This window comes from Parabacteroides sp. KHUB-02, assembly GCF_056640955.1.
This window is the reverse complement of sequence record NZ_JBWQEV010000002.1, coordinates 70,800-96,535: the sequence shown is the minus strand read 5'-3', so window position 1 is coordinate 96,535 and position 25,736 is coordinate 70,800. Positions and strand designations below refer to the sequence as shown.

Annotated in this window: 15 protein-coding genes; 9 read left to right on the top strand and 6 right to left on the bottom strand. The window is 46.8% G+C overall.

Annotated elements, in window-relative coordinates; all coding sequences use genetic code 11:
* Positions 1-8: 8 nt before the first annotated feature.
* From ACYIA1_RS20900 to recQ, 6 genes are all read right to left on the bottom strand, one after another.
* A complete protein-coding gene (locus ACYIA1_RS20900) occupies positions 9-398 on the bottom strand; it encodes a helix-turn-helix domain-containing protein (RefSeq protein ID WP_005862182.1) in 390 nt (129 codons plus the stop codon).
* A 180-nt stretch (positions 399-578) separates the two neighbouring features.
* Positions 579-2,183: an AraC family transcriptional regulator gene (locus tag ACYIA1_RS20895; RefSeq protein WP_413633295.1), complete on the bottom strand. Its 1,605-nt coding sequence runs from the start codon at positions 2,181-2,183 to the stop codon at positions 579-581.
* A gap of 4 nt (positions 2,184-2,187) precedes the next feature.
* Entirely contained in the window at positions 2,188-4,677 is a 2,490-nt protein-coding gene (locus ACYIA1_RS20890) for a TonB-dependent receptor plug domain-containing protein (protein WP_480336355.1), read from the bottom strand.
* A gap of 14 nt (positions 4,678-4,691) precedes the next feature.
* Entirely contained in the window at positions 4,692-6,209 is a 1,518-nt protein-coding gene (locus ACYIA1_RS20885) for a DUF6850 family outer membrane beta-barrel protein (RefSeq protein ID WP_250788090.1), read from the bottom strand.
* Between the two features lie 6 nt (positions 6,210-6,215).
* Positions 6,216-7,394: a DUF4876 domain-containing protein gene (locus ACYIA1_RS20880; protein ID WP_005862191.1), complete on the bottom strand. Its 1,179-nt coding sequence runs from the start codon at positions 7,392-7,394 to the stop codon at positions 6,216-6,218.
* Positions 7,395-7,488: 94 nt separating this feature from the next.
* Positions 7,489-9,324: a DNA helicase RecQ gene (gene recQ, locus ACYIA1_RS20875; protein WP_005862193.1), complete on the bottom strand. Its 1,836-nt coding sequence runs from the start codon at positions 9,322-9,324 to the stop codon at positions 7,489-7,491.
* Positions 9,325-9,432: 108 nt separating this feature from the next.
* On the opposite strand from recQ, the gene ACYIA1_RS20870 reads away from it, so the two are divergent.
* From ACYIA1_RS20870 to ACYIA1_RS20830, 9 genes are all read left to right on the top strand, one after another.
* Positions 9,433-10,698, top strand: coding sequence for a DEAD/DEAH box helicase (locus tag ACYIA1_RS20870; RefSeq protein ID WP_480336354.1), 1,266 nt, complete (start codon positions 9,433-9,435; stop codon positions 10,696-10,698).
* Positions 10,699-10,982: 284 nt separating this feature from the next.
* Positions 10,983-11,585, top strand: a complete 603-nt coding sequence (locus ACYIA1_RS20865; RefSeq protein ID WP_480336353.1) for an RNA polymerase sigma-70 factor — start codon at positions 10,983-10,985, stop codon at positions 11,583-11,585.
* A gap of 81 nt (positions 11,586-11,666) precedes the next feature.
* Positions 11,667-12,689 carry a FecR family protein gene (locus ACYIA1_RS20860; RefSeq protein WP_480336352.1) on the top strand — a complete coding sequence of 341 codons (1,023 nt, stop codon included), beginning with the start codon at positions 11,667-11,669 and terminating at the stop codon, positions 12,687-12,689.
* 77 nt (positions 12,690-12,766) lie between these two features.
* Entirely contained in the window at positions 12,767-16,069 is a 3,303-nt protein-coding gene (locus ACYIA1_RS20855) for a SusC/RagA family TonB-linked outer membrane protein (protein ID WP_480336351.1), read from the top strand.
* 14 nt (positions 16,070-16,083) lie between these two features.
* Complete coding sequence (locus ACYIA1_RS20850) at positions 16,084-17,775, top strand: RagB/SusD family nutrient uptake outer membrane protein (protein ID WP_044545791.1); 1,692 nt, start codon at positions 16,084-16,086, stop codon at positions 17,773-17,775.
* 6 nt (positions 17,776-17,781) lie between these two features.
* A complete protein-coding gene (locus ACYIA1_RS20845; protein ID WP_480336350.1) occupies positions 17,782-19,308 on the top strand; it encodes a sulfatase family protein in 1,527 nt (508 codons plus the stop codon).
* A gap of 100 nt (positions 19,309-19,408) precedes the next feature.
* Complete coding sequence (locus ACYIA1_RS20840; protein ID WP_480336349.1) at positions 19,409-20,809, top strand: Gfo/Idh/MocA family protein; 1,401 nt, start codon at positions 19,409-19,411, stop codon at positions 20,807-20,809.
* Between the two features lie 145 nt (positions 20,810-20,954).
* Positions 20,955-22,211 carry a Gfo/Idh/MocA family oxidoreductase gene (locus ACYIA1_RS20835; protein WP_250788093.1) on the top strand — a complete coding sequence of 419 codons (1,257 nt, stop codon included), beginning with the start codon at positions 20,955-20,957 and terminating at the stop codon, positions 22,209-22,211.
* Positions 22,212-22,223: 12 nt separating this feature from the next.
* Positions 22,224-25,691 (top strand): DUF1080 domain-containing protein, encoded by a 3,468-nt coding sequence (locus ACYIA1_RS20830; protein WP_250788094.1) that lies wholly within the window; start codon positions 22,224-22,226, stop codon positions 25,689-25,691.
* Positions 25,692-25,736 lie beyond the last annotated feature (45 nt).

Below are 25,736 nucleotides of genomic sequence, written 5' to 3'. Positions count from 1 at the left end.
ATCGCTATTTATTTAGTTGAATCATTTACGTTGTTATAATATAGGTTGGCGAAGTACTCGATGGGAGTGTTGCCCGTCACCTCCTTGAATTGGCGGTAGAAAGAGGTACGGGAGGTAAACCCAGCCGTCTTGTATAACTCCTGCGGCTCTTGTGTGAGGCACTTGGAAAATTCCCGTATGAGGTACTCTACCCGATAGATAGCCAGCCAGCGACTGAAGTTCATACCCGTCTGATTGTTCAAGGTAGAGGATAGCCGGGTACGGTTCGTGCAAGCGAGGTTGGCCAACTGGCACAAATTGAACTGTGGATCGAGATAAGGCTTCTTATCCTCCATGATTTGTAAGATGCGGGCATATAGCCTGCGTTCGATTAGGGATGGCTTTTGCTTTTCTTCCATATTGGTACTGTCTTAAGTAACCCGCATAAGAGGGACTTGCGAGGTCAAATATAGACAGTCCCATTTGGTAAATCAAGGGATGAGAAAAGATGCGAACGTATTGAAACTTGATCCGAACGATCTGGTACACCAAAGGCCGTAAAGCCCCTGCATCAAAGGCTAGACACGTACTTTAACAGATTATTTGCCGGTCTCTTTTCGTACGTTTCTGTATTGGTTGGGCGTAAGTCCGGTGACTTGCCGGAACTGCCGGAAGAAGGAGGTTCGGGAGGTGAAGCCTGATTCGGAGGCTAGTGCGGTGATGTCGCTGTCGGGACGTAGGGCGACGAGCGAAAGGAGGTGGTGTACCCTGTATTCAGCCAGCCAACGACTAAAGTTCATTCCCGTCTGCCTATTGAGGGTGGTGGATAGTTGTGTTCGGTTAGTACCCACTAGACGGGAGAGGGTCACAAGGTCGAGATTAGGATTTAAGAAAGGCTTTTGCTCTTTCATAACTGATAGGATTCGTTGATATAGGAGATTATCAGATTTTGTTGTGACCTCGGTGTTTGCCTCTGAATGATCTGGTAACTTTATTTGTGGCCGGGAGATTAGCGGAAGCGGATCGTGTATTAGCAACCAAGCCGCATGATGGCTTATCAATAAATCGAATAACTGGCGTAGGCGACGGCGATGATTTCTCCACCAAAGATATCCTCCGGTTAGGATAGCCATGAGCAAAATAATGATTCCGGTAAGGATATACTGGATGAGCCGTGCCTGTTCCGCCTCCACCTTCTGACTTTTTAAGCGGGTGGATAATAGTTCGTTTTGCAGGCTTTCGCTGATCATCTTTCTGCGTATGTTCATTTGCTCTTGGGCATAATGGGATTGTAGGGAGTCTGCCCGATTTGCCTGTTGGATGGCTTCCGATTGATTTCCGGTCGCATAATGGCATTCGGACAACATACGTGCCACACGCACCTTATATTCCTCGATATTGTCTTTGTTCCTCAAGAGAGGCGTGGCGACATTATTGAATGAGACTCTGTCTAATTCCTCCAATACGGATAGTGCCTCTTTGTTTTTTCCATGTTTCCGGAGAGAGACGGCGTATTCCATGAAGAGTTGATATTGCAGATAGCTGATCGTGTGTATTTGGTGTTTCGCCTGAAAGTGGCGGATATCGGTAATGCATCGTTGGGTCCATTCCTCCGCTTCGGCGGTCTTTCCCGTACGGCTTAATGCTATAGCTTTTACTAAGTGAGGAGAGCTTATCACTTTATATTTCAAGTTCACCAATGCTGAATCCGCATAGATGAGTGCTTGGGGATATAATCCACATTCAAGACAAGCGTTAGCCGCCGTGATATACCAGTTTTGAGGATTTATATATGCATATTTTCGTGCCTCGTTTATCCATCGCTCGCATTCTGCGGGTTGGCGTGTCTGTGCGTGAAGAAATGCCATACGCAGGTGATTCATGAGAAGGTGCTTGTCTTTTATGCGGATGGCATAAGGTTTCATGCGGTCGAGTAGCATTCTCGCATGGGCCGTATCCTGTAATCTGCAATAGCGGGTGTATATGATTTGGCGGGTTGCCAGCAAAAGCGAGTCATTCCCTATTTCTTGGGCATGGGTTTCTATCTCTTCGCATAGCTGGTCGTTCAAGGGACCGCTCAACAAAGAATAATCATTCAGTTGCGCTATTTGCTGATCCAATTGCTGCTTGGGTGGAAGAAGAGAGTGGGAGTCGCAGGCGTAAAGGACTGACAGTAGGAATATGTAAAGTATGCTTGTTTTCATGATGTCATAGTTTTATTTGTAATTCCAGACCGAAAAAAGGCTGGGTATTTTGTTGAAGGTAAGATCTCGTGCTGGCCGAATAGCGAGTGGGGCGTAAATCGGCGAGGTTGTTGGCAAAGAATGCCAGCGTGATGTGCTCTCCGAAAGCTTTGTTTACCCGAATATTCAGCATACCATATGGTTTATAAGAGTTTGGCAGGAATCGTTCCGGCGCAGTGGTGGAGAGTAAAGGCGCGAAGGCTGGATCCTCTTTCTGTGTCTCGGTGAACGGATGTATGATTCCGTCTGTTCCACACCAATATAGGGGCCATACATTCTCGCCAGTGCTACCGTTGTAGAGCGTACGATATTTATAGAGCCATATCATTTGCCACGTAAGGGTAGTGACCAGTCCGATTCTGGTGATGCGGGTGATGAAACGGAAGTTCGTGGAGATGATCTCCGAACGACTTTCATTTCCCGGTCCGCCTTGCTTGTCGTAAAAACCTACGTAGGGGTATTCTGTTTTATCTGTGTACTGGATCGGCCAGATCCCGTTAAGGGCCGTATTCTTTTCTCGTACATATAACCAGATCCCGTCTACGATTAGGGAGGTACGCAAGGGTGAGAAAGTCCCGAGGTCCGCTACCATCTCGATCCCATGTTTCTCCCTATGGAGCGTATTGACCGGTATAGGGACTGCCGTGTAACTATATTTCTCCTGAAAAGGAACGGCCTCACCGTTCACCCATACCTGTCCATCTTTGTACTCAGGACGAAGTTTGGCGGTTGATAGATAATCATATTCCCGATAGCTGAATGGAATATATTGCGCCGAGGAGGAAAAGCCATCCGTTTGTTTCTCGAAAAAAGCGGTCATGTCAAGTCGGATGGCCGGAGTCTTCCCTATAAGGCCAACCTCTATCTTTCGATTTACGGTAGGTTTTAATTTCATATTTTGTTCCATTCCGGGGGCATGTGTCGTGAGAATACCAAGGGTGTTTCCACTTTCATTGCTATCATTATAATAGAAAGAGACCTTATCATTATAAATAGCTTCCGGGTAGAGTTTATCCAATGTCGGCATGAAACTGATCCATCCGAGCCCACCTTTTAAACTCAATGTATAGCCGGAGGGAGAGGAGAAGAGAGACCATAAGAGGTTCAGGCGAGGTTCTGTCTGATAGATTAAGGCATAATCCCGGCTTTTCAATCCTTGATTTCTTAATCCGGCTTCTACATGGAGATTGGAAGTCCGGTATGTGGCCTCAATGAAGCCACCGAACGTATGCAAGGACGGGATTTCCCGGAATGAGCGGGGACGGATAGATGTAGAAGGAGGCCTCTGCCGATCGAAATCCCTGCCTCGCCCTTCGTTACCCTCACTACGGTATGAGAATCCGGCTACTAAGCTGATATCCCTCCCTTGTCGTAGAGGGAATAAGGTAGACGCCAGCATCTCGGTTTCTACATAAAAAGGTCGGCTTTCATTGACTAATGTGTACATGTAGTTTGAGGATAAAACACGGGCTTCCCATTCGCCGCTCTCTTTCTGGTCTGTATAAAGCTGGCTAGAGGCATTGTTGACCTGACTCTTTGTTTGTTTGCTTTTTTGAAGGGAACCGTCTATTCTCAGAGACAGCTTCTTGAGCCAACGTCGGTCGGGTTGCCATTCCCCTTGTATGGAAAATCGCTGATCCAATCGTTGTCTTTGTGTATGATTCTGCTCGTTGACGAATTGCTTTTCCTTTCCTATGCGAGAGGTGTAAGTAAGGCTTAATTCTAGTTTTTTCCCTGCGGGCAACCAATGGTAAAGGTTTGCCAAGCGTATGCCGCCGGTATGGAAATCGCCTTGGCTGGTATAGTCCGCTAACAGGTTGAGCGTATGGCCTTGTGGGGAGATACAGAAGCCTTTTCCAAGCATATATTGTTTCAGTTTCGGATTGTAACGTATGCTGGTGGAGAGAGGCATTCTACCTTGATGAGTCTTGAGTAATAATACGCTATTTGTTAAGTTTCCGTACCGGGCAGAAGGTATTCCTCGGATGATTTCCGCCTCTTTCACTTGGTTGAGAGATAGAAAACGGGCATCATATCCTTCGTAAGGCTCGTTGATGCCGGTGTTGAAATGAAGAGGAGAGCCGTCTACCCATATTTGGGCACCCATAGCTGCGTTCTTATGAAATTGGTTTACCCCGTTCTTTAAAGAAACCTCCCGCACTGAGAAATATTGTGCGTCTGTCACCCCAGAATTATTGGTGAGACCTCCCGGTAATAATTGTGTCAGATCAGAGATCGTGATCGGTTGCGTATGTTCCAACGTTGACGCTGGAAGCAAGGAAACCGTACCCGGAGTCTTAGACTCGATGGCTGTTACCAAAATGTTGGGTAAATAGAAGGACAGAGTATCCGGTTGCTTTTGCCCGTGAAGGTAATTGCCCGGATGAAGTGATGACAATAAGAGAAATATCGTCACGATCTTTATTGGTATTTTGTACAAAGTTGAGTAACGCATAGTATTAAGACCTATTATAGCCAGATGACAATACTGAGATTTCCGCCCCCTCCGAGGGGCGATTGAGGACTTGTCGTTTGTTCGAGACTACCCATTAAACGAAATCCCGCTGATAAGGCGGAATGAATGGGATGCCGATATTCCATTTCCGCACCGATACCCAGACGGGTTGCCGTGCGAGCAATAAAATCCTCGTTCACTTTTTGCATGTTCTGCTCTAGCTTGATTTCTGCTGAGCCATTCTCATCCTTCTGCGTTTCCTTCTCCCATTTGATCTCGGTGCCATAGCCCGATACGATATACACGGACGGGCGGATACTTAGCTTGTTTTCTTTAGGTAGGCGGATTTGTCGAAAAAACGCGATCTCTCCGTGGAAGAGCCCTGTATATTGTTTGACCGTAAAAGGATATATGTAGAAATCATTTTCCAAACGATTCCATCCGACAGTCATTTGCCATGTGGATACCTTTTCGCCCGAAGTATCATTCTTTGTCGCCTCGTAACTTAGTTGGGTAGATAACATCCGTTGCCTTGCTAGGCGATAGGTGGCGAATGTAGTCCATATGGCAGACGAGCTTGTGGTGGGATTCCGTTGTAATATGCGGTTGGCCGTAGTTTGGTTGAATCGGGCTGTGGGCGACCAGATATGCGTCCACGATTTATTCGTTCGGGTAAAACGACCTTGGTAACTGATTTGATGCAGCCGTTCTTCCCAGCCTCTCAAGTTGCCGGAGTTATTTGGATTGTCCGCTAATTGCTGGGTCTCGTAGAAGAGATCATGGAAAAGACTCCAATGCTCTTTTAGGGTTTCCGTTTGCAAGGAAACACCTAGGCGTTTTCCTTGGCTGCGAAACAGGAAACTTCCCGATAATTCTTGCATCGGAAGCCAATAACCCAGAGGAAATGTATAAAGTTTATCTTTACTATCCGTATCATACGTTAATTCCTCTGTTCGATGGGTATAATGGATCGAGGCTCCAAAACGTCTGCGTACTTGTTCGTAAACGATACCTCCTGATATCCGGATTAAGTGTGCCATCCCATGGTAGATATGGTAAGAGGAGCGATCTTCGTTGCTTGTAGCTGTATAGTCTCCATCTATCCCGACCTTGATTTTCGGGGATAAGACGTAAGCCGCTTGTCCGTAGATCCTGTATTTCTCGATGCGTTGTGGCTCTCCCAAGGAATCGCCGGCCGTAATCAGATAGTCCGGTTGCGATAATAAATTCCATTTTCTCCCTTCCAGTAGGCTTTGCGACCAATCGATACCACCCGCCAGCCAAAGCAGACCCAGCTTTCGGTTACCGGATACATAAGCCCTATAGGTCTGTGTTTGATCCGGCTGGTCGCTGGCAGGTAAGGCGGCTTGATGGATCAAATAACTTAAACCGGCTTCCATAGCGCTGTCCTTAGGCACATAGCTGATGCTGACAGGATTGGCGGATAAAGCCCATGCGCTCTCTTGTTGAGCCCATGACCGTGAGGCATAGACAGATAGTGATATCATATATAGAATGATAGTGATCTTCATAGAGGCTTACCGTTTTAAGGAAGGTGGACTTTTCTCGAAATCCTCGGCGGTGTTATTGGAATCTTTCCAGCGGAAGCGTTTCCCCTCTTGCTCATATTTCCGACGCATTGCCAGGCCGGAGCCGCCGGACGTGGCTATACCCGGACTCACATCCATAGAAGATGGGATACGTGTGTAAGCTACCGTAGAGGTTGAAGAGACGAAATTTGCGATATCCAGCACCCAATCAGCGGGTATATGGAGGTATTTTAGCGTATTGAAACTCTCAGGTTCTTTTTGGATGTGATCCGGATTGGCGATCCATTCTCTTAAGTCCGTTTTGGGACGGAACAAGAGGATCGTCGGGCCGTTCATGGAAAACAGATAGGAGAAACCGGTGCCACGCCATACCAAGTTTAGAGGTTTTACACCGGCGGAGATTTGGCTTCCGGTCAAGATAGGATCCCAAAAAGCCCATTCCACGCTGGATAAATCGAGCGAGGCCGGAACTCCCACTTCGCTATTGGTATGGTTTATGGCGTTAATCGCTATCGTTTGTCGCTCCCCCGGTTGAATGGGATATTCGGCTCCCGTTCCCGGAAACTCCCAGCACATCATGAATAAAGGTATTTCTTTCATATCGGTATGGAGCATCCATCCGGAAGGCTTTGTCACGCTTACGGGTCCTGCTTGTGCGATACATAGGCCATCTAGGAAAATCAAGTCATCGGAGTTATTGACCAACGTGAGGTATTGATCTTTGTTATAGACATTTTTCCCGTCAGGCCAGAGACAACCGCTGAAATAAATCTCGCTAATCAGCAGACGGCCTCGTTCGGACACTTCCAAAGGTATTTCCACGGATCGTTCTTCTCCATTGGCCTCGAACTGGATATTGGAGAGGCTACCACTCAATATATAATCCCTGTTGCCAGTCGTGGTTTCCTGATTTGCGGAGATTGCGCATATGCCAGCGGTTAGTTCAAATAGAGCTAGTCCATTTGTGTCGGTGGTCGTGGTGTAGACACAGCCTATACTTTGATTGATTAGTGTGACCGGGATATTCGCCAAGGAGATATCTGCGTATCCGGAAGGTTTCTTCAATTGGATATGGATACTCCCCGTTTTGAAATACTCATTCTCGCATCCTGCCAGAAAACACAGACAGAGCAGGTGGGTGAGGAGAGAAAGATGTTTGTCTATCATGAATATGGGGCATTGTGCTTAATAACTGTAGACAAATATATGTGATTTTTTTATATTTCCATTTAGGAGCTAAAAACATTAACATGTGTTCTTCTTATTTCGGTAGCTTCAGCACGAACCGGATCAAGGCCACGAACACCTTCCCGTACCGGTCCAGCTTGATTTGCCCCACGCCCCGGATGTCGCTGAACTGGTCCAAGGTGACCGGTTTCTTCTCCACCATGTCTTCCAAGGAATCGTCGGAGAAGATGATATAAGCCGGCGTATGCTCTCGCTCGGCAATTTGCTTGCGAAGCTGGCGGAGGGAGTCCAGCAAGGTCTCGTCCGTGGAGGCGGACCGGATCGGCCGGATCGGCTGGGCTTTGAAGGAGGATTTCCGCTCGCCTCTCCGGACGGGGCGTGTCAGCTCATCCGGTTCCCGATAGATGACGAGCTGGGCCTTTTGCTCCCCGTACAGGACACGCCTGCCTAACGGGGTCATCCGCAAGACACGCTCGGCGGCGTAGTCGATCTCCATGTACCCGAGTTGGATCATCTGGTAAATGTACTCCTTCCATTCCTTATAAGAGAGGTCCCGTCCGGCGCCGTACGTCTTTAGCTTATCGTATCCTCTCTCCAAGAGTTCCGCCCGACCGGAGGCACGTAATATGTCGATCAGCATTTGCATGCCTACATGCTCGCCGGTCCGGATGACGGCGCTCAGCGCTTTTTGTATCAAGACACTGCCATCGAAGCGTTGCGGAGGGTTCTTGCACACGTCGCAGTTGCCGCAATCATGGTCCGCTTCCTCGCCGAAGTAACTGAGCAGGACACGGCGGCGGCACATATCGGACTCGCAATACCGTCTCATCCGGTTTAGCTTCTCCAAGTTCACCTCGCTTTGGCCACTCTCCTCGGCGAAACGGCGAAGTACGATCAAGTCGCTCAAGGAATAGAACAGGAGGGTATCGCTTTTCATCCCGTCCCTTCCGGCACGGCCGATCTCTTGGTAGTAATTCTCGATACTCCCCGGCATGCTGTAATGCACGACCCAACGGACATTACTCTTGTCGATACCCATCCCGAAAGCTACCGTGGCGCACACCACGTCCACCCGGTCGTTGATGAAATCGTTCTGGGCCTGTTCCCGTTGGGCGGGCAGGAGGCCGGCGTGGTAGGCGATCGCCTTGATATTATACATCGCCAACTCATCGGCCAGCTCGGTCGTATCGTTGCGGCGCATGCAATAGATGATACCGCTCTGCTCCCGGTGCCCCCGGATGAAATGGACGATGGCGGCGATCTTCTCTTTCTTGTTAAGTCCCCGGCGTACCGTGAGGGAGATATTCGGGCGGTCGAATGACGATATGAACGTTTGGGGCGTGCGAAGCCGTAACTGCTCTAGGATATCCTTCCGGGTGATTTTATCGGCGGTAGCGGTCAGGGCCACGACCGGGACTTTCGGGAAACGTTCCTTCAAGATCGCCAGTTGCGTGTATTCCGGACGGAAGTCATGTCCCCAATGCGATACGCAATGCGCCTCGTCGATAGCGATGAGCGAGATGTCCAGCCGGGGCAGGAACCAGTCCGCTTCCATCTTGATCCGTTCCGGGGAGATATACAATAATTTGATCTTGCCCTGCACGCAAAGTTGCTTCACCTGTTGTTGCTCCTCTTCCGGCATCATACTGTTCAACGCCGCCGCCGGGATGCCGTTGGCGATCAACCCCTCTACTTGATCCTTCATCAAGGCGATCAAGGGGGACACCACCAAAGCCGTACCCGGCAGATAGATAGCCGGTAGCTGGAAACAGATCGACTTGCCTCCACCCGTGGGCATCAGCACCAACGAGTCCTCTTTCTGTAAGATACGCTGTATGATGTCCGCCTGCAAGGGACGGAAGGAGGTATATCCGAAGAACTTCTTCAGTAGTAGTAATAATTCTTTCATATCGCTTTACGGGCATAAAAAGCGCAAAGATAGTTTATATCATAAAGTTTTACTACCTTTGCCCGCATTATTTACATAACGAGCCGTGATGGCTCACCCTATTTTAGAATGACATTTGAAGATTTAGATTTGATAGAGCCGATATGTAAGGCTCTCGTGCAAGAAGGTTATACGACTCCAACACCTATACAATCAGAAGCGATTCCCATCGTTTCGCAAGGTTATGATTTATTGGGTTGCGCCCAGACAGGAACCGGTAAGACGGCGGCGTTCTCCATCCCGATTATCCAGCGGTTATATCTCCAGAAGAAGAAAGGTTACAAACGGGGTATCAAGGCATTGATCCTTACGCCTACCCGTGAGCTTGCCATCCAGATCGGAGAGAGCTTTGCCGCTTACGGCCGTTTCGCCGGATTACGCCATACGGTGATATTCGGCGGGGTGGGACAGAAGCCCCAGACGGAAGCCTTGGAAAGAGGCATCGATATATTAATCGCTACGCCGGGACGTCTGCTGGACTTGATCGGACAAGGATTCATCCACTTGGATACCTTGGAGTATTTCGTCTTAGACGAGGCGGACCGTATGTTGGACATGGGCTTTATCCATGACATCAAGCGTATTTTACCGTTATTGCCCAAGAAACGCCAGTCCTTGTTCTTCTCCGCTACCATGCCCCCTGAGATCGAGCGCTTGGCAGGTACGATCTTGAGCGAGCCGCAAAAGGTGGAAGTAACCCCGGCCTCATCGACCGTGGACGCAATCGACCAATCCGTTTATTTCGTCGAGAAGGCCGAGAAGATCAACTTGCTGAAAAGCTTGTTGGAGAACCCGGAACTGGAATCCGTATTGATCTTTACCCGTACGAAACACGGGGCGGACAAGGTGGCCCGTGTCTTGTCGAAAGCGGAGATAGGGGCGGAGGCGATCCATGGCAACAAGAGCCAGACCGCTCGCCAGCGTGCCTTGACGAATTTCAAGGATCATACGACCCGTGTGCTGATCGCTACGGATATCGCCGCCCGTGGAATCGACGTGGATCATCTGACGCACGTCATTAACTATGAGCTTCCTAACGTACCCGAGACTTATGTACATCGGATCGGGCGTACGGGTTGTGCGGGCCGTGAAGGTGTGGCTTTCTCTTTCTGCGACGCCGAGGAGGTACCTTTGTTGAAAGATATCCAGAAACTGATCGGCAAGGAAGTCCCCGTAGCTGGTGGCCATATGTATGAGACCAAGGAGGTGAAAGCCGCCGTAGCCGAGAAGAAAGAAGCGATCAAGCAAGAGTCGAAACGCCGTAATATGTTCGGAAGCAAACGTGACGGCAGTTACTGGCGTAACAAGAAGCGTGCCGCCAATTCCTCTAAGTAATCTAAGTTATTGTATTGCAATGATGTATAGTGCCAGTCCTTTCCATAGCATTGGCACAGTCGTGCCACGCTGGTGGCATAGCCGTGCCACAACGATGGCAAGGGCGTGCCATAAGGATGGCACAGCTATGCCACCCATATGCCACCCGGTTCGTCACCTAAGTATCCAAACAGTCCGCTTTAGCGAGCTGTTTGGCGCTATTACCCTATACTTTCTTTTAAAATGAGGTAATCTCTGGAATATTTCATTATTTTTGTGATTCAATTGTGAGTGAAACTTAAGGGTTGACGTTTGTGCTGATTGTAAAGGAGGACATAATATCTCGGATCAATAATGGCGATGCCAAAGCATTTGAACAATTATATACGACCTTCTACGTGTACTTGTGCGCCGTAGCGACTAAATATGTCTATAACCCGGAGGCGGCACGTGAGATCGTTAATGATGTCTTCATGAATGTATGGAATCACCATTCGGCGTTAATACATCCGGTAAACGCTTATTTAATTCGCTCGGTACGTAATTATTGCCTGAATTATTTAAGAGATAGACGCCAGCAAGAAGTCCCTTTATCAGATGTACAAGAAAACTTATTGTCGATACAAGAGTTGCAGATAGACGCCGATCCCCATCCGTTGGCTTATCTGGAGAATAAGGAATTCGAGGAGAAAATCTATCGTGCCGTGGATTCCTTGCCCGCTAAATGCCGGGATATCTTCGTGCAATATCTTTACCATAACAAGACCTATGAGGAAATAGCGATAACAAATCATATCAGTTCCAGTACGGTACGAGTACAGATCAAGATCGGTTTGGCGAAGTTGCGTGAACTTTTAGGCGATCTTTACCCTCTTTTCTTACTTATATTTAATTTTTTCGAAAAATAATTGGAATCTCCTTAAACGGAATCTCTAAAACATGTGTATATAATAGAAACCGGGTTGAAAACCGGCTCCTTTGTTAATATCATGGAAATAGAGAATAAACACATAGAAGATTTAATTTATAGCTACCTCATGGGAGATATATCCGAGGAGGGGCGAAATGAATTACTACAATGGTTGGAAACGGATGACGCTCATAAACAACGCCTTTCCGAGATGGCGGATTGTTGGGCGACGGCGCATGTACCTTTGTTTGCCTCTGATATGAAAGCCGATTTCCAAAAACATTTCGGGGCACTTATCGATCCCGCTATTCCTTCTGAAAAGAATCATTGGCTAAATTTTCGGTTTTTAGGAAAAGTTGCCGCCTCGGTCTTGATCGTGGTATCGGTGGGGACTGCCTCTTATTATATAGGTACGAGACATAATCAGCCGAAATCTGCCGCCTTGGCTTATTTTGAGACGACAACTCCTATGGGAGCCCAAACGAAAGTCGTTTTGCCGGATCAATCCGTGGTTTGGGTCAACGCGGGTTCCACGTTGAGATATGGCAGTGATTTCAATACGAACGGACGTAGCGTACAATTGGATGGTGAGGCTTACTTCGAGATTACCCGGGATTCCCTTAAGCCTTTTATCGTAAAATCAAAGAGATTGGATATCAAGGTTCTAGGAACTAGCTTTAACGTAAAGGCTTACGGAATGGATGAAACGACCGATGTCACTCTGATGTCGGGAAAAGTAAACGTGAGCTTGCGGGATGAGGTTGCCCATGCGGGCGATGTGACCTTGACTCCAAACCGGAAACTAAGCTTTAATAAGCAGACCAATAAGGTAAGAGTCAGTGAGGTGGATGCCAAGGATGCTCTCTCTTGGATGGACGGTAGCCTGAAATTCTCCGAACAACCTTTCATGAGTATCGCCAAGGATTTGGAACGTAAGTTCAACGTGCGTATCCGCGTCGAGAGCGATCCTTTGAGAAAGGAAATCTTCTCCGGCAGCTTTACGAAAGATTATTCGTTGGATAAGATCCTTCGTGAGGTGGACGTGGATCATAAATATGTGTGGACTCGTTCGGGAGATGAGATTATTATAAAAGATAAATAAAAATACAAACCTTAATCCTAAGGTGTAAGTGTGGAAAATAGTATAAACGAGAAAATTATTTATTAAATCTAACTTTAATGGAAATGAACTATTTCAAGAAGACCGGTAAGATGATGGTAGCCGCATGTATGCTTGCGGGACTGCCGTTTATTCCCGGTACGGTTTCAGCGTCCGAACTTCAGACACAAATGATGTCTGTTCAAATGGAAAGTACGACATTAAAAGAACTTTTCGATTTGATCGAGGAAAAATTCAATTACACGTTCCTTATCCGTAACAATGACATCAATCTGAATGAGCGTATCTCAATCGACATGTCGAACCGTTCGGTCGAGGAGATTTTGACGACGGCGCTGAAAAATCAGCATGCTGATTTTGTTGTAAACAACAATAGGATTGTTGTTTACAAGTCATCTTCTAATCCAAATGAATTGAGAAACACGGAGAGAATGGTGGCGCAGCAGACGATTACGATTTCAGGTACCATTGTTGACGCGGTGACGGGTGAGCCGGTAATCGGCGCGAACGTGCTTGTGAAAGGCACTACGAACGGTACCAGTACCGATTTCGATGGAAAGTTTAGTTTGGAAGCTCCGGCCGGAGCTACTTTAGTCGTTTCTTACATCGGTTATGTGAACCACGAGGTTAAGGCGACTAGCGCTCCGATGACTATCCGTATCAAGGAAGACACTCAGAACCTTGAGGAGGTGGTTGTTGTTGGTTACGGTGTGCAAAAAAAGGAAAGCTTGACGGGTGCCATGCAGGTGGTGAGCAACGAGAAATTGTTGGATGCCACTAGCCCTACGGTCGAGAACTTATTGTCTGGTAAGGCTCCGGGCGTACAGGTTACTTCGGGTGGTGGTCAGCCGGGCGCTGCCGGTAAGGTGGTGATCCGTGGTAAGTCTACGGTAAACGGTAGCACGGACCCTCTTTGGATCGTGGATGGCGTAATCGTCGGTACGGAAGCGGGTAGCTTGAACCCGGCTGATATCGAGTCTATGTCTATCTTGAAGGATGCCGCTTCAACCGCTATCTATGGTTCTCAAGGAGCGAACGGTGTTATCGTGGTGACTACGAAGAAAGGTAAGATCGGAAAAGCTACGATCAACGCTTCCGTAAAGATGGGTGTGAACCAGTTGCACCGTGGAAACATGAATATGATGAACGGCGAGGAATTATATGATTATTATAAATCTTTCGCAAATCAAGACGCCCTTCCGAGTTATTTTACGGAGGATTTGCGCAACCGTAACTTCGACTGGTGGAAAGAGGGTACGCATCTGGGCTTCGCTCAAGACTATAACGTATCAGTTTCCGGTGGCTCAGAGAAGATCAAGACGTATACATCCGTTGGTTACTATAATGAGGATGGTGCCGTGAAAGGATATGACTACAAACGTTATAACTTACGTTTCAATGTGGATTACCAAGCGACGGATTGGTTGACTATCAAACCTAAAGTATGGGCTACCCGTAGCGACGTGATGGACCAGCAGCAAGATCTAGGCGCTATCATGTACGTTAACTTTCCTTGGGACTCTCCTTATGACGAGAATGGTGATCTGATCCAGCAATACAGACCTACTACTTGGATCAATAGCGACGCTACCAACTACTTGTATGATCTACAATGGAATTATGAGAAGAAGACTTCCTACGAGTTTATGGGTAACTTTGACTTTGATATCAAGTTTACCGATTGGTTGACTTTCGCATCTGTAAATAACTATAAATATAATAGTATCCTTTTTAAGAGCTATCAGGATCCCCGTTCTAAAAAGGGAGAGGCTGATAATGGATTATTGCAAGATAAGACCACCGCTTCTTATAGGGTATATAGCAACCAGTTGCTTCGTTTTAACAAGGTATTCGACAAGCACTCTATCAATGCGATCCTAGCTTACGAGTGGAATACTTTCACGCAGGAGATTAAAGACCAGACAGCGGCTAGTTTCGCTCCGGGCTTCTCTGTGGCCGATGTCGCTACTACTCCTAAGACGATAAAGGGAGAGCAAAAGGAATGGGCTGTACAATCTTATTTGTTCAATGCCAACTATGCGTATGATAATCGTTATTTGTTGTCTTTCTCATTCCGTCGGGATGGTGCCTCTAACTTTGGTACGGACGCTAAATATGGTAATTTCTTCTCCGTCAGCGGTGGTTGGAATATCCATCAGGAGGAATTCTTCAAGGCTAAGGATTGGGTGCAACAGTTGAAGTTGCGTGCGAGTTATGGTTCCGTAGGTAACCGTCCGACCGAATTATATTCCCAATATACGGTGTACGCCATGTCTACTGGATATAATGGTGATCCGGGTGCGGTAATCGAACAGAAGGAAAACAAGAACCTGACTTGGGAGAAGACTTATACGGCAGGTGTAGGTATCGACGCTATCTTGTTTGATCGTTTGACTATCAACTTGGATTATTATAATAAGAAAACAACCGATTTGCTTTACAAAGTGCCTCTGCCTGGTGTAACGGGTATTGTTGGTATCTATCGTAATGTGGGTGCCGTCAAGAATAATGGTTTCGAGGTCTCGATGAACGTGGACATCTTGAAAGGGGGCGATTGGAGTTGGAGCGTCGCTGCTAACTTAGGCCTGAACCGTAATAAGATCACTGAGTTATATGGTGGCAAGAGCGAGATCATCACTTCTAACGCCGGTTCAAGTTATGCCATTTCGATGGATAAGATATTGACTCCGGGACAAGACGTGGATACTTGGTATGGTACCGAATGGGCAGGCGTAGATCCGGAGACAGGTTCTCCGTTATGGTATACCACGAATGAGAATGGGGAACGTGTAACGACCTCGAATTATAGCGATGCCTCTAAGCACCAGACTATAATAGGTAAGTTAAGCCCCGATTTCTACGGAGGTTTCTCAACCGACGTATCTTGGAAAAATATTGATCTCTCCGCTGTCTTTGGTTATTCCGTAGGAGGTGATATTTACAACTATGACCGATCGATGTATGATAGTGACGGCGCTTACGTAAATTATAACCAGATGAATCTGAAAGAGGGTTGGAATCGTTGGGAAAAACCGGGCGATATCGCTACCCATCCCAAGGCGGAATATGGCAATAAGAGTCAATCCAGCAAGGGATCTTCCCGTTATCTGGAGGACGCTAGCTACTTACGCTTACGCAGCTTGACGTTAGGCTATACATTACCTTGGAAGATTCAGTATGTAGATAATATCCGTCTTTCTTTCTCGGGTGAGAACTTGTTTGTCCTTTCCGGTTTCTCCGGAGTTGACCCGGAACTTCCGGCTGAGGTTGGCAATAAATACAAGGCAGGCTCGGTTGGTGTGGCGATCTCTCCGTACCCACAAGCTCGTAAATTCATGTTTGGTCTAAATGTTACATTTTAATTAAAGGAATCATAATGAAAAAAATCGCTATAGTGGCTCTTGCGGCAGCGGCCACGTTCATAACAAGCTGTGATATCGAACGTCTACCTTACGATAAGTACACGGAAGACAAGATCATGGAGGACAAAGATGCCGCGGTGGATGTTTTGCTAAACGGTTGTTACGCAAAACTGAAAAAGGCATCCGAACACTTGCATTATTGTGGTGAGTTCCCGGGGGATAACGTTTGTAAGGATAAACCGACAACCAATCCGTTCGGTACTTATTTTACCTATCAGCATACGGTAAATAATGGTGGTCTTACTACGGTTTGGAACAGTGCCTATAATATCATCTCACAGACTAGTTCTTTGATGAAGATGATTAATGAGGGCGAGTCTGCTGAGTTGGATCAGAAGTTGGGCGAGGCTTATTATATGCGCGGCATGATGTACTTCTATCTTTGCCGTGTGTTTGGCCGTCCTTATTATCAGGAACCGGAGAAGAATCTGGGCTTGCCGATCGTAAACGGTATGCCTGAGGATATGGATAATCTGGATCTTCCGGATCGTTCGTCCGTGAAGGATACGTATGATCAAGCTCTGTCTGACTTGAAAAAGGCGGAAGAGCTGATGACAACGTTTAAATCTACCGCTTATGCCTCAAAATATGCGGCTCAAGCTTTATTGGCGAAGGTCTATATGTATATGAGTGGCACGTTTGAGAATCCGAATAAGGAATATGCCCAATTATCTTATGATTATGCGAATACGGTAATCGAGAGTGGCCAGTTCTCTATGTTGGACCGTGCTAACTTTATGCGTTATAATGAGTTCGCTCCGGATGCCGCTTCACAGACAGAGACTATTTTCGCCGTGAAGTTTATAGCCTCAGACTGGGAAGATTGGGGTGATCCGCTAGGAAGTATGTACGCTGAGATCGATGGTCAAGGCTGGGGTGAGGTTTACGCCAGCGCTAAGTATATGGATTTGTTGCATGAGACAGGAAAAGGAACCGATGCACGTGAGGCGTTTATCCATCCGCAATATAAGGAAGACGCCAATGGAAATCAGATCCCCGCTTTCCGTTTTGTAGCTAACTTATATACGGACGGCAAGATTTCCGGTTACGTATATCGTCAAGGTGAGACCAAGGAAGTAGGAGGTAAGTTAATCGCTACGGTAGATGGTGAAGAATATACATTAACTCCGGTAGATGTGGACAATAAGCGTTATTCTATTAGCTATAAGGGAGAAACGTATGAGGGAGATTATGACTACTTTATGTTGGAAAGTCAAGGTAACCCGAAATTCTATAGCTATAAGTGCTCTAAGCAAGATGGCTATCCTCACCTTTATTCTCCGGTTATCTCTCGCTTAGGTGAGTTATACCTGATTCGCGCCGAGGCTAGCGCTAAATTAGGAAACTATACAAAAGCATTAGCCGATTTGAATACCGTTCGTACCCGTTCCTTACCTAACGCCGGATATAAATCTTTGGATGCGACAAACGCTCATGAGCTTATCATGAAAGAACGTCAGTTGGAATTAGCTTATGAGGCTGACCGTGGTTTTGATGTATATCGTGTAGGCGATACGATGAAACGTCATTACCCGGGATTCCATGACGGCGTGCCTGAATATCCTGCTACCAGCCCGTTGGCTATCCAGTATATTCCGCAGTCTGAGATTAACGCTTATCCGGGTACATTAACTCAGAATCCGTAATAAGCGATGAATAAGTATTGTATAATGAGTGTGTTGGCAGGGTTTTCCTTGCCAACAACTTTAATAGCTCAATCATCTCCCCGGCAACCTAACGTGGTGATCATCGTAGCTGATGATCTCGGGTATGGTGATCTAAGCTGTTACGGGGCTCATCGCATACAGACTCCGGGAATGGATCGTATCGCAAATGAAGGCATACGCTTTACGCAAGGTTATTGTACGGCGGCTACTTCTACCCCCAGCCGGTATTCCTTGCTTACCGGATTATATCCTTGGACAAATAGGGAAGCCAAAATACTTCCCGGCAATGCGGCTCTGATTATCAATACTCAACAGGTTACCTTGCCAAAGGTGATGAAGCAAGCGGGCTATGTCACCGGCTCGGTCGGCAAATGGCATCTGGGATTAGGTGACGGGGCGGTAGACTGGAACAAGCTGGTTTATCCCGGAGCGAAAGAGATCGGTTACGACTATTCTTTTATCCAAGCCGCTACCAATGACCGGGTTCCCTGTATCTTTATCGAGAATGGGAGAGGTGTAAACCTCGATCCGAACGATCCTCTCTATGTCAGTTATAAGGAGAATTTCCCCGGGGAACCGACTGGGAAGGATAATCCTGAATTACTGAGAATGCTCCCGAGTGTCGGGCATGCCGGCGCTATCGTAAACGGTGTACCTCGAATTGGTTTCCAGAAAGGAGGCAAAACCGCCCAATGGAAAGATGAGGATATGGCAGAGTTGTTCCTTGAGAAGGCGAAAGGTTTTATGAAAAAGAATAAGGATAAACCTTTCTTCCTGTACTATGGCTTGCATCAACCGCATGTACCTCGTGTACCGAACGAGAGATTCGCGGGTAAGTCGGGGATGGGACCTCGTGGGGATGTTATCTTGGAAGCGGATTGGTGCGTGACCGAATTCTTGAAGGAAATGGATAAGTTGGGGCTAACGGAAAATACATTAGTTATTTTCACTAGCGATAATGGACCGGTTCTGGATGACGGTTATCAAGATCAAGCCGTGGAATTGGTTGGGGATCATAAGATGGCCGGACCGCTTCGTGGAGGAAAGACGAGCTTGTATGATAGTGGGACCTGTATCCCGTTCATGCTTCGTTGGCCTGCGGAAGTTAAGCCGGGCGCTGTGTCGGATGCCTTGGTTTGCCAGATGGATTTGTTAGCCTCGCTGTCGGCGTTGATCGGACAGACCTATTCTGATAAGGTAGATAGCCAAAACACCTTGCCTGTCTTTCTAGGAAAAGGTGGTAATGGGCGAAAGGAACTTGTCTTGGAAGGTTATTTCAATTATGCGCTACGTGATGGTGATTGGGTCATGATCCCACCGTATCCGGATACCTATGGCGACGCGGAGGAGGCTGCCTTTGCCGGAAATAGTAACTGTTATCAATTATATAATGTAAAGGAAGACATCGGTCAGCAAGTTAATTTGGCGGAAAAAGAACCTAAAAGACTTCGACAGATGATGATGACCTTCGAGAGGCTAAAAAGGGAAACCGGAAAGATAACGAACTTTTAGTCTTGGACTCTTTATTTTTCAAAATACTCAATAACGTTTTGATTGAAAAAATATTTTTTTAATTTTGTATCCTCAAAACACAAACTAATTTATAAAATATATGGAAAACACTCGTCGTTCATTCCTTAAGAAAGTATCTGCCGCTGGTATTGGTGCCGCAGGCTTGGCAATGGCCGGAAACGCCGGAGCTACAACAACTGCCGCTGAACCCCAAAAGAAAAAAACAGCTGGTAAAGATGATGGTAAATTACGTTTCGGTTTCATCGGAACGGGTTCTAGATGCCATGAGCATATTAATAATGTATTGGCGATCCCCGGTAATAAGATCGTAGCGATTTGCGATATCCAACAGGGCCCGATCGATAGAACCTTGAAACATATCGCTAAATTTAATGTGCCCGCTCCGAAGGTTTATAAGGGAGGTGAGCGTGAATTTGAGAAAATGTTGAACAACGAGGAATTTGATTGCGTGATTATCGCTAGTCCTTGGGAATGGCACGTTCCGATGTCTGTCGCCGCTATGAAGGCTGGTGTTCCTTATGTAGGCGTGGAGGTTTCCGCCGCTAATACGATCGAGGAGTGCTGGGATTTGGTAAATGTTTCGGAAGCAACCGGAAGCCATTTGAATATCATGGAGAACGTATGTTATCGTCGTGACTGTATGGCTGCGTTGAATATGGTTCGCCAAGGTTTGTTCGGCGAGATATTGCATGGTACTTGTGGTTATGAGCATGACTTGCGTGAGGTGAAATTCAATGATGGAACTCATTACAACTATGTACCGGGCAGTGGTGATCTTCGTATGGGCCCGACGGCTTTCGCCGAGGCTCAATGGCGTACGAACCATTCCGTACATCGTAATGGCGATATCTATCCGACTCATGGTATCGGACCGGTAGCTCATTGTATGGATATCAATCGTGGTAACCGCTTCCTTTCTTTATCCGCTATGGCTACTCAATCTCGTGGATTGCATAAGTTTATCGTGGATAATGGGGGTGAGAATCATCCGTTGGCGAAGGTCAACTTCAATTTGGGAGATATCGTGACTTCTATGATTAAGTGTTCTAATGGACAAACGATCATCGTAACCCATGATACCAATTCTCCTCGCCCTTATTCATTAGGTTTCCGTGTTCAGGGAACTGAGGGTTTATGGATGAATGATGGCGATCATGTATATGTACAGGGTAAATCCAAACCTCACCGTTGGGATGATTCGGAGGAATGGTTCAAGCAATATGACCATAAATTATGGGCACAGCATTCCGCTGAGGCGGCTGAGGCCGGACATGGTGGTATGGACTATATCATGATGTACGACTTGATCGACGCTATCCGTAATAAGAAACCGGCTCCAATGGATTGCTATGACGCTGCCGCTTGGAGCGCTATCTCCGGCTTGTCAGAGATGTCAATCGCTCGTGGCGGTGCTTTGGTAGACTTCCCGGATTTCACCCGTGGGCAATGGATTCACCGTCAACCGCAATTCGCTTTGTAATAAATTTTCATAAAATACTAGGGAAGGATGTCTTTGCTAAAGGCATCCTTTTCTTTTTTATATACATTTTTCTTGTCTCTTCGAGTATTATGATTATTTTTGTCACTCAAGTTAATCTATTCTATCTAAATTTTAAATTCGTACTATGAAGACAAACAGAAGAGACTTCCTGAAGACTCTTGGAGGAATCGCGGCATTTACGATTGTACCGCGCCACGTGTTGGGTAATGGATTCATCGCTCCAAGTGATCAATTGACAAAAGGAATTATCGGTACAGGTGGTATGGGCCGTGGACATGTGGACTATGCCGGGACTCGTCTTGTCGCCGTGTGTGACGTCGATAAGAATCATCTGGAGCTAGGTAAACAGTTGGTAAAGGATAAGATTGCCGCATACCATGATTTTCGTGATTTGATTCTAGATCCCAATGTAGATATCGTTCATATAGCTACGCCTCCTCATTGGCATGGTATCATGTCTGTCGAGGCCGCTAAAGCAGGAAAAGATATTTGGTGCGAGAAGCCTATGACCCGTACGATCGGGGAGGGTAAACGGGTAATGGAAGCCGTGAAGCAATACGGGCGTATGTTCCGCTTGAACACTTGGTTCCGTTTCGCTGATCCGTTCTATGGACTGGGCACTCCCGTGAAACCTTTGAAGAAACTGGTTCAAAGTGGTATGTTGGGCTGGCCGCTAAAGGTAACGATCAGCAAGCATACCGGTTTCGACTGGAAGTTCTATTGGGTTGGTAAAGAATATCTGGAACCGCAATCGGTGCCTAGTGAGCTGGATTATGATTTCTGGTTGGGGCCGGCTCCTTACAAACCTTATAACCCGCATCGTGTGCATCAGACATTCCGTGGATACTGGGATTATGACGGCGGTGGTTTAGGGGATATGGGACAGCATTATATTGACCCTGTACAATATTTTTTAGGAAAAGATAATACCAGCCCGGTTAAGGTAGAGGTGGATGCTCCGCAACAACATCCGGACGCCGTGGGTACTTGGCGTTCGATTACGTATACCTATGAGGATGGTTGCCAGATCGTACTTTGGGGAGGTGATTACGGGGATCCGAACACACCTTATATTTCCGGACCGAACGGGAATGTTTATAAGAATTTCGTATGTGATATCCCGGATTGGGAGAAAAAGTTATCCGATTATCCCGAACCTGAGCCACAGGTTACCGACTTTATCGAGTGCGTAAAGACTCGTCAGCCTTTTGCCTTGAATGAGCGTAATGGCTTCCGTTCCGCTACGATCGTGAACATGGGTGCCGTAGCCCTTCGTTTGAATCGTACGCTTCACGTTGATCCCGTAAAACTGGAATTTATTAATGATGAGGCCGCTAATCGTTTGTTGGATCAGCCGATGAGAGCGCCTTGGAATATTTAAACACATACACATATGAAAAAAGTATATATATCAATTGCCAGCTTATTGTTGTGCGGTAGCATGTTAATGGCTCAAAGCCCAGCTAATCGTACATCGAAGACGATCGTTGCCGATGTATTGGCACAGATGCCGGCGGAGCAACAAGCTGAATATAACAAATTAATTAATGACCTAAGCTCCACTGGCGAGGAAGGGGTCTTGATGTTGATTAACAAGATTAACGCTCCGGGAAAAGGCAGTAACTCGAACGTGGATTATGCGTTAAGCGGATTGACTCACTACGTGATGGCGAAAGGTGAGGAAAATGCCCGTCTAGCAACAGCCAACGCATATTTGAAAGCCTTGGATAAGGTGAGCGACCGGGAGACAAAGGCTTTTATTATCCGGCAGCTTCAATTACTGGGAAAAGATGAGTGTGTGGATACGCTGGCTAGCTATTTGAACGATGAGAGCCTAAGCGGTCCTGCTGCCCGTGCGTTATCCGCAATCCGTACCGATAACGCTAAGAAGGTTTTGGTGGCTTCCTTGATGCGTCGTTCCGGTACTCCGAAGACGCAAAAGGATATTATCCGTGCGATCGCTGACGTGCAAATCGCTGATGCGGAAAATGTATTGAAAGTGATGCTTGGTTCCAGCGATGAGAATATGCAGAAAGAGGTTCTTTATGCGTTGAGTCGTGTAGGTTCTAAAGCTTCTCTAGGCGATTTAGCCGCCGCTGCGGAGAAAGCCGGTTATAAAATGGAAAAGACCGGGGCGAATGAGGCATATATCGCTTTGATAAAACGTGTCCTTGAGCAAGGCGATACCAAAGACGCGGAGAAAGCAGCGAATGATTTATTGAAGAAGTCTACGAAAGCGGGCATGACACAGACCCGTGAGGCCGCTCTTCAGATTCTATTAGCCGCTAAGCCAGAAGCCGCTACGAAGAATTTATTATCGGCTTTGAAAGATACGGATAAGGGATACCGTAATGCGGCTTTGAACTTCGCATCGGGTTTCGCTGATCAAAATGTTTATATCGAGGTCATGAAACACATGTTAAAGGCGAAGCCGGAAGTCAAGGTGGATATCTTGAACTGGATAGGCCGTGAAAGCAAATGCCCGTCTAAACATGACATGATCAAGAATCTGGAACTTCGTTTTGATCTACCAGCGAGACAAGTTCTTTTGGACCAATTGAAAGATAAGGATTTCTATGTGCAACAGGCCGCTGTTTGGGCCTTGGTTAAAATCGGTGATAAGAGTGTCATTCCTGTGCTGGCGGATTTGTTGAAGAGCAATGACAAGCAAGTGATATTATTGGGTCAAGATGCTTTGATGGCATTTAACGGCGATATTGATCAAGCGGTCGCTAAAGTGATCCCGTCTGCTTCCGATGCCGGGAAAATCGCTGGTCTGGAGCTGTTGGCGATACGTATGGCCGATGCGAATCTGAATACGGTACTGGATCAGATTAAATCCGGCTCTCCGGAGGTGAAGAAAGCCGCTTATACCGCATTGAAAGATGTAGTGTCTGAGAAAGATTTCACTTTATTGTGTGGAATGTTGGAGACGGCGGAGGCTTCCGCTATCGCCCCGCTTCAGGATGCGGTCATTGCCGCTATCTCTAAACAACCGGCGGCAACTCAAGTATCTAACGTGAATCGCCGTATGGTACAAGCGGGAGATAGCAAGAGATATCTTTATTATAAGGTCTTATCAGCGACTGGTGAGAAAGAGGCTTTGGCTACGATCGTGGAAGGATTGAATAAAGGGAATGGAGCGGCCAAGGATGCGGCTCTTGACGCTTTGTTGGCATGGAAGGGTATTGAGGCTGCCGATGAACTATTTAAGGTTTGCCAATCAGCCTCTTCCGATCAAGTATTCGACAGGGCGTTAAAGCGTTATGTGCAGTTGGTATCTAATCCGGCATTTACGAGAGAGAATCGTTTGTTGAGCTTGCGGAAAGTCATGGAGATCGCCCGGACGAGTGAGCAAAAGGCTCTTATTTTACGTCAGATCCAACGGGCGGATACCTTCTTGGCATTGATGTATGCGTCGGAATTCTTGGATTCAAGCGATGCGGCTGTTCGTTCTGCGGCTGTTTATGCGGTTTGGAATATCGCTCGTAACCATCCGGAATATAAGGGTGACAATGTGAAGGCAATCTTGAAACGTGTTTTGACCATGTTTGACGGGGAAGACGCTCGTTATGATATCGATGCCTTGAAGCAACATTTAGATGCGATGCCGGACGAGGTTGGATTTGTCTCTATCTTTAATGGTAAGGATTTAACGGGTTGGAAAGGTTTGGTTGAGAATCCGATCGCCCGTGCGAAAATGAAACCGGCTCAATTGGCGAAAGCGCAGGAGAAGGCGGATGAGAATATGCGTCGTGACTGGAAAGTGGAGAATGGCCTGTTAGTATTTGACGGTACTGGGTACGATAACCTATGTACTGAAAAGCAATATGGTGATTTCGAGATGTATGTTGATTGGATGTTGGATCCTAAAGGACCTGAGGCTGATGCCGGTATTTATCTGCGTGGTACTCCTCAAGTCCAGATCTGGGATACTTCTCGGGTAAATGTTGGTGCGCAAGTAGGTTCCGGAGGCTTGTATAACAATCAGGTAAATGAGAGCAAGCCTTCGAAAGTGGCCGATAATAAACTAGGTGAATGGAATTCCTTCTATATTAAGATGGTTGGCGACCGTGTGACGGTTGTCTTGAACGGAGAAAAAGTGGTAGATAACGTGATTCTGGAAAACTATTGGGATCGCAAGCTTCCGATTTTCCCGGTAGAGCAAATCGAGATGCAAGCGCATGGTAGCAAGGTTTATTACCGTAATATCTACGTGAAGGAATTAGAGAAACAAGAACCGTTCCAATTGTCTCCTGAAGAGGAAAAAGAGGGTTTCAAGGTTTTGTTTGACGGAACGAATATGCATGAATGGACTGGAAATACGGTTGATTATATCTTGGAAGACGGCTGTATCTCTATGGTTCCAAGCAGTAGCTTCGGAGGTAATCTGTACACCAAGAAGGAATACGGAAACTTTATCTATCGTTTTGATTTCCAGTTAACCCCGGGAGCTAATAACGGTGTCGGTATCCGTACGCCGATGGAAGGAGACGCAGCATATGTAGGTATGGAAGTGCAGGTCTTGGATTGTGAACATCCTATTTACCAAGGAAACATCACTCCGCTGCAACATCATGGTTCCGTATACGGTATCATTCCCGCCCGTGAGGATCATCCGAAAGCGTTCAAGCCGGTTGGAGAATGGAATACGGAAGAGATCATGGCGGATGGCGATCATATCCGTGTGACGGTGAATGGAGTCGTAATCTTGGATGGAAATATTCGGGATGCCGTGAAGAATGGTACGCCGGATGGAAAGGAGCATCCGGGTTTGTTTAACAAAAAAGGTCATATAGGTTTCTTAGGACATGGTTCCCCTGTCAAATTCCGCAATATTCGTATCAAGGAATTGAAATAATTTATATCAGGCTTTGAATATATAAAGAGATTGTCTTGAGTGATT